General features: G+C 72.3%; 10 protein-coding genes. 3 read left to right on the forward strand and 7 right to left on the reverse strand.

The window, feature by feature from the left end:
- The first annotated feature begins 3 nt into the window (after positions 1–3).
- The 3 genes from ACWGO0_RS31595 (at position 4) to ACWGO0_RS31605 (ending at position 2,719) form a co-directional block, all read left to right on the forward strand.
- On the forward strand, positions 4–756 hold the full coding sequence (locus ACWGO0_RS31595; protein ID WP_453542801.1) for a sirohydrochlorin chelatase: 753 nt from the start codon (positions 4–6) through the stop codon (positions 754–756).
- 482 nt (positions 757–1,238) lie between these two features.
- Positions 1,239–1,658, forward strand: coding sequence for a peptidase inhibitor family I36 protein (locus ACWGO0_RS31600; RefSeq protein ID WP_453542804.1), 420 nt, complete (start codon positions 1,239–1,241; stop codon positions 1,656–1,658).
- A gap of 110 nt (positions 1,659–1,768) precedes the next feature.
- A complete protein-coding gene (locus ACWGO0_RS31605; protein WP_453542807.1) occupies positions 1,769–2,719 on the forward strand; it encodes a hypothetical protein in 951 nt (316 codons plus the stop codon).
- A 115-nt stretch (positions 2,720–2,834) separates the two neighbouring features.
- On the opposite strand, the gene ACWGO0_RS31610 is transcribed toward ACWGO0_RS31605, so the two are convergent.
- The 7 genes from ACWGO0_RS31610 to ACWGO0_RS31640 all read right to left on the reverse strand — a co-directional run bounded on the left by ACWGO0_RS31610 (position 2,835) and on the right by ACWGO0_RS31640 (position 10,914).
- Complete coding sequence (locus ACWGO0_RS31610) at positions 2,835–3,653, reverse strand: ABC transporter ATP-binding protein (protein WP_453542810.1); 819 nt, start codon at positions 3,651–3,653, stop codon at positions 2,835–2,837.
- Between the two features lie 4 nt (positions 3,654–3,657).
- Positions 3,658–4,734, reverse strand: coding sequence for a FecCD family ABC transporter permease (locus tag ACWGO0_RS31615; RefSeq protein WP_453542813.1), 1,077 nt, complete (start codon positions 4,732–4,734; stop codon positions 3,658–3,660).
- A 2-nt stretch (positions 4,735–4,736) separates the two neighbouring features.
- On the reverse strand, positions 4,737–5,762 hold the full coding sequence (locus tag ACWGO0_RS31620) for a FecCD family ABC transporter permease (protein WP_453542816.1): 1,026 nt from the start codon (positions 5,760–5,762) through the stop codon (positions 4,737–4,739).
- A 68-nt stretch (positions 5,763–5,830) separates the two neighbouring features.
- The gene (locus ACWGO0_RS31625; protein ID WP_453542819.1) at positions 5,831–6,889 is read right to left on the reverse strand and encodes an iron-siderophore ABC transporter substrate-binding protein; all 1,059 of its coding nucleotides are present in this window, start codon (positions 6,887–6,889) and stop codon (positions 5,831–5,833) included.
- Positions 6,890–6,945: 56 nt separating this feature from the next.
- Positions 6,946–8,730: an ABC transporter ATP-binding protein gene (locus ACWGO0_RS31630; RefSeq protein WP_453542822.1), complete on the reverse strand. Its 1,785-nt coding sequence runs from the start codon at positions 8,728–8,730 to the stop codon at positions 6,946–6,948.
- Positions 8,727–10,418 carry an ABC transporter ATP-binding protein gene (locus ACWGO0_RS31635; RefSeq protein ID WP_453542825.1) on the reverse strand — a complete coding sequence of 564 codons (1,692 nt, stop codon included), beginning with the start codon at positions 10,416–10,418 and terminating at the stop codon, positions 8,727–8,729. Before ACWGO0_RS31635 ends, ACWGO0_RS31630 begins: the two co-directional genes overlap by 4 nt.
- Before the next feature lie 112 nt (positions 10,419–10,530).
- Complete coding sequence (locus ACWGO0_RS31640) at positions 10,531–10,914, reverse strand: nuclear transport factor 2 family protein (RefSeq protein WP_453542828.1); 384 nt, start codon at positions 10,912–10,914, stop codon at positions 10,531–10,533.
- Positions 10,915–11,058 lie beyond the last annotated feature (144 nt).

Consider the following 11,058-nt stretch of genomic DNA (forward strand, 5'->3'; position numbering starts at 1 on the left):
GCCATGACCTCCCCCGTCCTCCTCGTCGTCGCCCACGGCAGCCGCGATCCGCGGCACGCCGCGACCGTGCACGCGCTCACCGAGCGGGTACGGGCGCTGCGTCCTGGGCTGCGCGTGGAGACGGGCTTCCTGGAGTTCAACGCGCCGTCCGTGCCCAGGCTCCTTGAAGGCCTGGCCGCGGAGGGTACGGAGGATGTCGTCACCCTGCCGCTGCTCCTCACCCGGGCCTTCCACGCCAAGACCGACATCCCGTCGGTGCTGCGCGAGGCCCGGACACGCCTGCCGCGGCTGCGTGTCCGGCAGGCGGAGGTCCTGGGCCCTTCGCCGCTGCTGAACTCGGCACTGGAACAGCGGTTGCACGAAGCCGGGGTCTCCCCCGGCGACAAGGGCTCGACCGGGCTCGTCCTGGCATCGGCGGGTTCCACTGACCCGGAGGCGATCGCAGTGATCGCTGAAATCGCGCGGGAGCTGCGGCACACCGGTTGGTGCGCCGTGCGGCCTGCGTTCGCCTCCGCATCTCTTCCCCGCACCGCCGACGCGGTGCGGGCCCTGCGGGCGGACGGGGTGCGCCGCGTCGCGGTCGCCCCGTACGTCATCGCGCCCGGGCGCTTGCCGGACCGGATCGCCGCGGGTGCGGCGGAGGCCGGCGCGGATGTGCTCGCCGGAGTCCTGGGGGCCGCACCGGAACTGGCCCGGCTGCTGGTGGACCGCTACGACGAAGCGCGGGCCGAACGGCGGACGGCGCTCAGCGCCTAGGGCCTGGTCCGGTTGGCGGGGGCGTGGGTATGTCGCGGTGGCAGGTGAGGCAGGCGCCGGGGTCCAGTGCGTGTCCGGACTCCAACTCAACGCACATGGACGCGACCTGACGATCGTTCACAAGATCTCGAGCACCACCGAACCCGGCAGACACACACCACCACGACCAGCCTGACCACGCACTACTGGGCGCGGGCGGGAATGTGTGCACAGGTCGGAAGGGGAACGTCGTGCCCACCAGACCATGCACCCGGCACGATGCCCTGGCATATGCGCAAGAGTGGCTGGAAACGCACGCCTCACGGCTGATAATTACGCTCTCGACGGGACATCGCGGCGCCCGGCCAGCCATCACGTGATCCAGATCACCGATCGATCCCCCCACGAGGTGCGCCCCATAGCGGTGACGTTGTGTCAGTTCATCCTGCATTGGCACCTGCTAGCTTCTGGCTCTCCGCCTCCATGGAACGAAAGAGAATCTGATGAACATCAAGCGCCTCGTCGCATCCAGCGGCATAGCCCTGGCCCTCACCGGATCGATGCTCACCTTCGCGGCCCCGGCCAACGCCGTCATCGGCTGCGAGGACTACCACGCCTGCCTGTACTACAACTCCGACTACAAGGGGGCCATGTACAAGCAGGAGTACAACGTCCCGGACTACTACAACCGGTACTTCGAAACCAGCCTCGCGGGCAGCAACGGCAACGGTGTCGTGGTCAAGAACAACGCCGCTTCCGTGGACAACTGGGACAGAGTCAGCCGGATCCGGGTCTACTACAACTCGAACTACAACGGCTCGTACGCCTACCAGACCATCGCGGCGAACGGAAAGGCGAACCTCAACAGCACGATGAAGAACAACAACGCCTCCGGGATGTTCATCGACTACGGCAACAAGTAACTCACCGACACGAGAGGGGCATTCCGGCCGTCCGAATCCGGTGGCATCCGGCGGAGTGCCCCCCGTATGCCTTCGCCCCGGATCTCAGCCTTCAAAGGAAACCGACGCTCATGGGAACGTCCCTCTCCCGAACCTTTTCGGCCGCCCTCACGGCCTCGCTCGCGGCGGCCCTGCTCGCCGGCTGCGGCAGCCCCTCAGGGGGCAGGAGCGCGAAGGCCACGGACGTTCCCGCCACCCCTGCCGAGATATCGGAGATCACCACGGCGGTGATCGAACCCGTACCCGTGGAGGCCTATCTGCTCACCGAGGAGCAGTGGACCATGCTCGGGAGGGCCGAGCACGCGCTGCGCGTGCGCTGCATGGAGCGCTTCGGATTCCCGTACGAGGAACCCTTGCCGGTCGGTGAGCCCTCGGGCCAGACCATCTCCCAGTACCGCTACGGCAAGTTGGACCCCGCGAAGACCGCCGTCCACGGGTACCGGATGCCCGGCGCCCCCTCCTCCGCCGGCGGTACGGATGCCGGAGCGACCACGGCCAAGGAGCGACGGAAGAAGCCCACCGCGGCCGAGCGGATGGTTCTCAGCGGCACCGCCGACCTCACGGCGAAGAGCGGAAGGGGCGGCCAGAACGTCAACGGCGGGACGGTGCCCGACGGGGGCTGCGTCGGCGAGGCGCAGCGGAAGCTGGGCGACTACGGGGACGCCCAGATCGCCAACGACGTGAACCTCGGCAGCTTCGGCAAGTCGCTCCAGGACGGGCGGGTGATCGCGGTGTTCGCCAAGTGGTCGCGCTGCATGGCGGAGAGCGGTTACCACTACCAGACCCCGATGGAAGCCTCCGAGGACGAGAAGTGGCTCGGCGAAACGGCCTCCGCCGAGGAGAAGACCGTCGCCACCGCGGACGCCCGGTGCAAGATCAAGAACAATGTCGCGGGGGTCTGGTACGCCGTCGACGTCGCCTACCAGAAGCAGGCCATCGAGGAGCACGCCGAGGAACTCGACCAGGTACGGAAGGGCATCGACGGGCAGCTGAAGGCCGCCGCCGAAGTCCTGGGAGACTGACGGACCCCACGGTGGCTGTGTGAGCGCGATCGCGTCGACGGCGATGAACTCGCCGGCTGCGGACGGGGCCCGGCCCGCCGGACGCGAGGCCGGGCCCCGTTTCTCGGGGAACCGCTCAGTGCGCAGCCTCTGCGGGGGTGTGGTGCCGGCCGACCGGGATGACGAGCGGGGTGCCGCTGACCGGGTCCGTGGTGACCTGGCAGCGCAGCCCGAAGACGTCCTCCACCGTGTCGGCCGTGATGACCTCGGCGGGTGCCCCCTCGGCCACGATGCGGCCCGCTTTCATGGCGATGACGTGGTCCGCGTACCGGCAGGCCTGGTTGAGGTCGTGCAGCACCATCACGACGGTGCGTCCCTCGCGGCGGTTGAGGTCGGTGACCAGGTCGAGCACGTCGATCTGGTGGGCCAGGTCGAGGTAGGTCGTCGGCTCGTCGAGGAGCAGGACCGGGGTGCCCTGGGCGACGGCCATCGCGATCCAGGCCCGCTGGCGCTGTCCGCCGGAGAGTTCGTCGACGGCGCGGTCGGCCAGGTCGGTGGTGCCGGTGGCCTCCAGGGCGTCGTGCACGGCCTGTTCGTCGGCCTTGGTCCACTGCCGCCACCACGTCTGGTGCGGGGAACGCCCCCGGTTGACCAGGTCGATGACGGTCAGGCCCTCGGGGGCGACGGGTGACTGCGGGAGGATGCCGAGCTGCTGGGCGAGTTCCCGGGTGGGGATGGAGTGCAGGGCGCGGCCGTCCAGCCGGACGGCTCCCTGGCGCGGGGCGAGCAGCCGGGCCAGCGCCCTGAGCAGGGTGGACTTGCCGCAGGCGTTGGCGCCGACGATGGCGGTGACCCGGCCGGGCGGCACGGCCAGGTCGAGGCCGGTGACGACGGGACGGTCGTCGTAGCCCAGGTGCAGGCCCTCGGCCCGGAGGTCGGGTTCGGCGTTGGACATCGGTTCAGCCTCCTGAGCCCGCGCGGTTGACGCGGATGAGCAGCCACAGCAGTACCGGGGCGCCGAGCACACCGGTGACGATCCCCACGGGCAGTTCGGTGCCGGGGATCACTTCACGCGCGACGACGTCGGACGCGAGGACGACGAGGGCGCCGGTGAGTCCGGCGGCCAGGGGCGGCGGCCAGGCCGTGCGGCACAGGCGCTGGGCGATCTGGGGTGCGGCGAGCGCGACGAACGCGATGGGTCCTGCGGCGGCCGTCGCGAAGGCCACCAGGCCGACGCCGGTGAGCAGGACGACGAGCCGCACGGTCTGTACGCGGGTGCCGAGCCCGGTCGCGACGTCGTCGCCGAGCTGGAGCGTGCGCATCAGGCGGCCGATCAGCAGGGCGGCGGGCACCAGCACGACCAGGGCTGCGGCGAGTGGTCCCGCCTGCTGCCAGTCACGGCCGTTGAGGTTGCCGACGAGCCAGCCGAGGGCCTCCTGCGCCTGGAATCTGCCGCCCCGCGCCAGGAGGAAGTCGGTGACGCTGAGGCAGATCCAGGACACGCCGATGCCGACCAGGATGATCCGGTAGCCGGTGGTTCCGCGCCGCCAGGCGAGCCCGTACACGAGGAGGGCGCTGGTCAGGGCGCCGAGGAGGCCGAGGGCCTGGGTGCCGAGCCCGAAGTCCCAGCCGAGGACGATGCCCGCCACCACGGCGGTCCCCGCGCCCTGGGTGAGGCCGATCATGTCGGGGCTGGCCAGCGGGTTGCGGGTCATGGTCTGGAACAGGGCGCCGGACATCCCGAACGCGACACCGGCCAGCAGTCCCACCATGGCCCGGGGCAGCCGCAGTTCCTGGACGACGAGCAGCGTGCCCGCGTCGCCCGATCCCAGCAGCGCGCGGGCGACGTCGGTGAGGGGGATGCCGTACTCGCCGACCGACACGTCCCAGCACAGGGCGAGGAACACGGCGACGGCGAGGACGGCGGTCACCGCGAGCTGCCGGGGGTGCAGGACGCCGGAGACGGGCGGCACGGCCAGTCGGAACGGCCGCCCGCCGACGGGAACACGCGGCGCGGGAAGGGTCTTGGGGGTCATGGTCATACCTCCGCGAGCTTGCGCCGGCGGACCAGGGCGATGAAGAACGGTCCGCCGATGAAGGCGACGATGATTCCGGCCTGTACCTCGACGGGCCTGGCGATCACCCGTCCGAGGATGTCGGCGGCGAGCAGCAGACCGGCGGCGAGCGCGGCGGACAGGGGCAGCAGGGCGCGGTGGTCGGGGCCGATCCCGGCGTACTGGGCGAGGACCCGTGCGACGTGCGGGACGACGAGGCCGATGAAGACGACGGGGCCGATGACCGCGACGGCGGCGCCCGTGAGCAGGGTGATGGCCAGCACGCCCTGGAGCCGGACGAGGCCGAGCCTGCGGCCCAGCGAGGCGGCGACGTCGTCGCCGAGGGCGAGGCTGTTGAGGGCGGGGGCGCTCGCCAGCGCGAGCAGGGCGCCGACGCCGAGGAAGGGCATGATGCTCAGGACGGTGGAGGCTTCCTGGTCGGCGAGCGAGCCGGCCGACCAGAACCGGAAGCGGTCCAGCGCGTCGGGGTCGGTCAGGACGACGGCGCTCGTCAGCGAGGACAGTACGAAGGTCACCGAGATTCCGGCGAGCGCCAGTTTCACCGGGGTGGGCCCTGAACGTCCCATCCGCCCCAGCAGATAGACCACGACGCTCGCGGCCATGGCCCCGGCGAACGCGAACCAGATGTAGCCGAACAGCGAGCCGATCCCGGCCACCCCGGCGGCGAGCACGATGGCGAACGCCGCTCCGGCGCTCACCCCGAGGATGCCGGGGTCGGCGAGCGGATTGCGGGTCAGCGCCTGCATGACACACCCGGACAGGCCGAGCGCGGCACCCGCCGCGAGCCCGAGTGCCGTACGGGGGACGCGCACCGACCAGATGATGTCCTCGGTCCTGGCGCTCTCCGGGTGGCCGGTCAGGGCGCCGATCACCTGGCCGGGCGGGATGTGGAGGGCCCCGAGACCGATCGACAGCAGGACGAGCACCACCAGCGCGGCGGCGAGCAGAGCCACGAGCAGGGCGGGGCGCCATCGGGCGGTGCGGGTCACGGGGCTTGCTCCACGGTCCGGTTCCTCACGGGCGGGGTCTGGTCGGATGCTGTTGGTGATCCGGCCCGTCAGGAGGCGGGCGCGGAGACCTTGGTGGCGGGCTTTCCGTCGACGGCCGCGGACAGCAGGGGCGCCAGCCGGTCGACGGTGTACGGGAGACTGAGCGGGCTCACGAACGAGATCGCGTTGCCGAAGTCGCTGTTGGAGTTCACCAGCACCTCGCGCTCCTCCTTGGCCACCAACAGGTCGCCGTAGAGCGGGTCGGCGTGCAGCTTCTTCCCGTCCTTGGCCACGTCGGTGACGAGCCAGACGATGGCGTCGGTGTCCAGGAGGTCGGTGCGTTCCTTGCTGATGTTGGCGCCGAACGCGTCACCGATGACCTTGTCGAGGTCGGCGGGGAGGGCGAAGCCGAGGGAGTTCAGGAGACGTGAGCGGTTGTCCTGGGTCCCGTAGACGAACGTGCCCTCGTACGGGGTGGCCATGACGGCGCTCGCGCCCTTGAACTCGGGGTGTTCGGCCGCGGCGTCCGTGATGTGCTTCTCGGTCTTCGCGACGAGCTCCGTGGCTTCGTCGGCCTTGCCGAGGGCGCTGCCGATCGTCTCGGTCTGGTCCTGCCAGGAAATGCCGTAGTCCGGGGCGTCCTTGGGCTGGGCGACGACCGGGGCGATCTTGGAGAGGGTGCGGTACTGGTCCTTGGTGAGGCCGGAGTAGAGGGCCAGGATGAGGTCGGGGTTCAGCGAGGCGATCTTCTCGACCTGCGGTCCGGTGCCGGTGTCCTTGAGGACGGTGGGCGCCTTCTTGCCGCCGAGCGCGTCCTTGGCCCAGGGGCCGACGGCGCCCGGGTAGCCGCCGAGCCATTCGGTGGTGCCGACGGGGACCGTGCCGAGGGCGAGGACCGCGTCCTGGTCGGAGAGGCCCACGGTCACGACGCGCTGGGGCGTGGACTTCACGGTCGTGCTGCCGTACTTGTGCGCCAGGGTGACCGGGAAGGCGCCCTTCTTCGCCGGGCTGCCGCCGGCCGCCTGGTCGCTGTCGCTGTCGCCGGAGCCGCAGGCGGCCACCGAGAACATCAGCAGGGCGGACGCGGCCACGGCGGTCAGCCGGGTGCGCTGGAACAAGCGGAACATGACGGAGTCCTTCTGTGAGGTGCCGGGGGACGGGCGGGGCGGGGAACTCGGGGTTCTCAGGGGTGGGGTGCGGTCCGGCTGCCGGACCAGGCCCGCCACAGGGCGGCGTACGGCCCGCCCGCGTCACGGAGTTCGGTGTGGGTGCCGCTCTCGACGACCCGGCCGCCGTCGAGCACGACGACGCGGTCGGCGGCCACGGCCTGGGTGAGCCGGTGGGCGACGACGAGCGCGGTCCGTCCGGCCAGGGCCTGTCGTGCGGAGCGCTCCAGGTCGCGGGCGCCCGCGCTGCCCGCCTCGGCGGTGGCTTCGTCCAGTACGGCGACCGGTGGGTCGGCCAGGACGAGCCGGGCGAGGGCGAGTTGCTGGGCGCGGGCCGCGTCGAGGCGGTGGCCGCCTTCGCCGACGACCGTGCCGAGCCCGTCGGGCAGGGCCTCGGCCCAGGCCAGGGCGTGCACCGTGGACAGCGCGGTGCGCAGTTCGGCGTCGGTGGCGGCGGGGCGGGCGAGGCGGAGGTCCTCGGCGAGGGTGCCGGTGAAGACGTGGACCTCCTGGGTGACCAGGACGACGGAGGGGCCGTCAGCGGTGTCCGCGATGTGGACGGTGCCTTCGGTGGGCCGCTGTACGCCTGCCACCAGCCGGGCCAGCGTGGACTTCCCGGCCCCGCTGGTGCCGACCAGGGCGACGTGTTCGCCGGGTGCCAGGGTCAGCGACACCTGGTGCAGTACGGGGCGGCCGGTGCCGTAGGCGTGGCTGACCGCGTCGACGGTGACGGCCGCCGCACCGGCGTGTGCCGTCCGCTGGCGGGGGAGGGAGGCGGACTGCGGGGTGTCCGGCGTCTCCGAGTCGCCGGGATCGGTCACGCCGACCAGCCTGGCGAGTCCGGCAGCCGCCGACTGTGCGTCGTCGAGCAGCACGAGCGCGGCGTTGACCGGCCCGAACAGGCTGTGGAAGTAGAGGGCCGCCGCGGTGGCCGTGCCCACCGAAACGGCGCCGTCGCCGACCAGGAAGAACCCGGTGACCAGGACCGCCGCGAGGCCGAGGTACTCGGCGATGTGGAGGCGCCCGTAGAAGCCCAGCACCAGGTGGACGGCGCGCATCGTCAGTGCGACGGCGGCCCCGGAGCGTTCGGCCGCCCGCTCGGTGTGCTGCCGCTCCAGCCGGTGGCCCCGTACGGTCGTCGCGCCGCCGATGGTCTCCAGGAGCTGTTGCTGCTGGGCCCCGTTGGCCACGCGATGGTCGGCGTACAGGGTGACGGCGCGGCGCACGTACCAGCGGGCGGTGAGTGCCTGTACGGGTACGGCGAGGAGCGCCGCGAGCAGGAAGCGGATGTCCAGCAGGGCCAGCGCGCCGAGGGTGAGGACGATCGCGAGGACCGAGCGGGCCAGTTCGGGCAGGGCCGAGCGGACGGCTTCGGCGACCCGGTTGACGTCGCCTGTGACGCGGGCGGTGAGGTCGCCCGCCCCGGCACGTTCCAGCCGGTCGGCGGGGAGCGTGAGGACGCGTTCGACGAACTGCTCGCGCAGCCGGGCCAGTACGGTCTCGCCGAGGCGGGCCACCTGGGTCAGCCCGACCGTCGTGGTGACGCCCTGGACGACCGCGACCACGACGAGCAGGAGCACCGGCACGGTGAGCGCGGCCGAGGGGCGGCCGTCGGCGACGACGTCGACGATGTGGCCGAGGAGCGGCTGGACGAGGAGGCCCACGGCGGTGGCGGCGACGAGGACGCCGAGTGCGACGGCGGCCCTGCCCCGGTCGGGCCGTACGAGGGTGCGCAGCGCGGCCCGGGTGCGGGCGGCGGAGGCTACGGGCAGGAGTTCCCTGCTGTCGGTGGGCTGGGTCATGTGAGCACCGTTCCGCGGTAGACGGGGTTGTCGCGGACCAGGTCCTCGTGGGTGGCGCGGGCCGTGATCGTGCCGCCGTCGATGAGGACGACGCGGTCGGTGGCGGCGAGCAGGGCGGGGCTGCTGGTGACGAGCACGGTGGTGCGGCCGGTGCGGGCGGTGCGGATGCCGGTGGCTATCCGGGCCTCGGTCGCGGCGTCCACCGCGGTGGTCGGGTCGTGGACGACCAGGACGGGGCGGTCGGCGGCCAGGGCCCGGGCGAGGGCGACGCGTTGGCGCTGGCCGCCTGAGAGGGCCCGGCCGCGTTCGCCGACCTGGGCGGCGGTGCCGCCCGGCAGGGCCGCGGCGACCTCGTCCGCGGCGGCTGCCGTCATCGCGGGGTGCGGGTCGGCTCCCGGGGGCGCGGCGGCGGTGACGTTGTCCAGGAGGGTGCCGTCGAAGAGCTGCGCGTCGTGTTCGGCCACCAGGAGCGCGGAGCGCAGGGCGTCCGGGTCCAGGGCGGTGAGGGGGATACCGTCGAGTTCGACGGTTCCGGCCGCCGGGTCGCCGCGCCGGGCCAGGCAGTTGAGGAGTGCGGCGGCGTGGCCGGGGTCGGTGACGACGACGCCGAGGTGTTCGCCGGGCGGGACGGTGAGGTCGAGTCCGGTGAGTCCGGCGTGGGAGAGTCCGCGCAGCCGCAGCTCTCCGCGTACGGGTGCCGGCACTGTCCCGGTGCCGCCGGTGGACTCCCCGGGTGCGGCCAGCACATCGGCGATCCGGGCCGCGGACGCCCGTCCCTTGGCGAACTCGGCGCCGACCCAGGCCAGCATGCCGACAGGACCGGGCAGGAAGAGGGCGAGGCCGACGGCGGAGACGAGGGCGCCGAGGCCGATGGAGTCGCTGAGGACGAGGCGGGCGCCGACGAGCGCGACCAGCGCGATGAAGGTGCCGGTGAGCGTCAGCATCAGACCGCTCTGGAGGGCTTCGGCGCGGGCGGCGCGCACGTTGGCCGCCATGGATGCCTGGCTGGTGTGCCGGTAGCGGTCGACCGCGGCCCGTTCCGCTCGCAGGCCCTTGAGTACGCGGACGCCCGCCACGAGGTCGGCGGCGACTCCGGACGCGTGCGCGGCCCGTTCCTGTTCGGCCTCGCTTCGGTGTTCCAGGGGCCGGGCGAGGAAGTGGCCGAGCGCCATCAGGACCGGGGCGCCCAGCAGGACGAGCAGCCCGAGCGGTACGGAGGCCCGCAGCAGGAGCACCGCGCCCGCGACGACGCCGACGACGGCCGCGATCCCGAGGGTCAGTGCCATGTTCACCGCGCCCACCCGGCGGGCGTCCTCGGTGGCTACGTTCACCAGGGCGCCGGGCGGTCGTCCGGCCTCCGCCCCGCCGTGCGGCGCCAGTACGCGGCGTACGACATCCAGGCGCAGCAGGTGCGCCGCCTGTTCGGCGGCCCGCTCACCGGCCCGGGCGCCGAAGCGGAATCCGAACGAGAGCATGGCGTAGACGAGCGCGAGGACGACGAGCCAGCCCGCGAGCGCCCCGCCGTCCGGGCGGACGACGGCACGGTCGACGACGAGACCGATCAGCACCGGGACGAGTGCCTCACCCGTCTGGTGGGCCGCGCCGAGCACCGAGCCGACGACTACGTCCCTGCGCTGCCCCATGACAGCGCGGCGGATGATGCCGCGCCCGGGTATGTCAGCCCCCACTCGCCGCCCCCTCGAAATCTCCGGAGCGTCGGAAACGAGACTCCCGACCGCGCACCTCCAGCCAAAACGAAGGCAAGGCTAACCTAAACCTTGTGCGGCGGGGAGGAGGGGGTCAGATCTCGGCGAACGGATCGTCGACGTACGGCGTGGCCTGGTGGAAGAAGAGCAGCCAGCCGCCCTCGGTCCTTCGCCACAGGGAACTGCGGTGGGAGTGCAGCCCCTTGGACTCCGTATCGAAGGTGAGATGTACGAGGTCGGCGGAGAGCTCGACACCCCGCATCCGTGACGCCGTCAGCGGGCCGGGGCCCGGGGCGTCGACCGCGGTCAGCGCGGCGATGATCGAGTCCCGGTTCCAGAGCCGGCCGCTGGTGCCGATCTCGCGGAACTCGGGGTGGAGCAGCGAGACAAGGAGTTGCGCGGAGGCACGGACCACCGGGTCGAGGAGCCGCAGCTCTCCGTCGATGGCTGCGGCCACGGCGGACGACGGTTCAGTCACGTGTCATCTCCCACAGGTTCCGCTCCCACTGGTTCCGCTCCACCGGCTTCCACGGGGAAACCGTGTACGTCGTGGTCATGGCCACACCATAGGACGATGCTCCCGGGCCGAGCGACCGCCGCGCCCCGTGGGGGAGGGCGCGGC

The organism is Streptomyces sp. NPDC055749 (assembly GCF_053617235.1).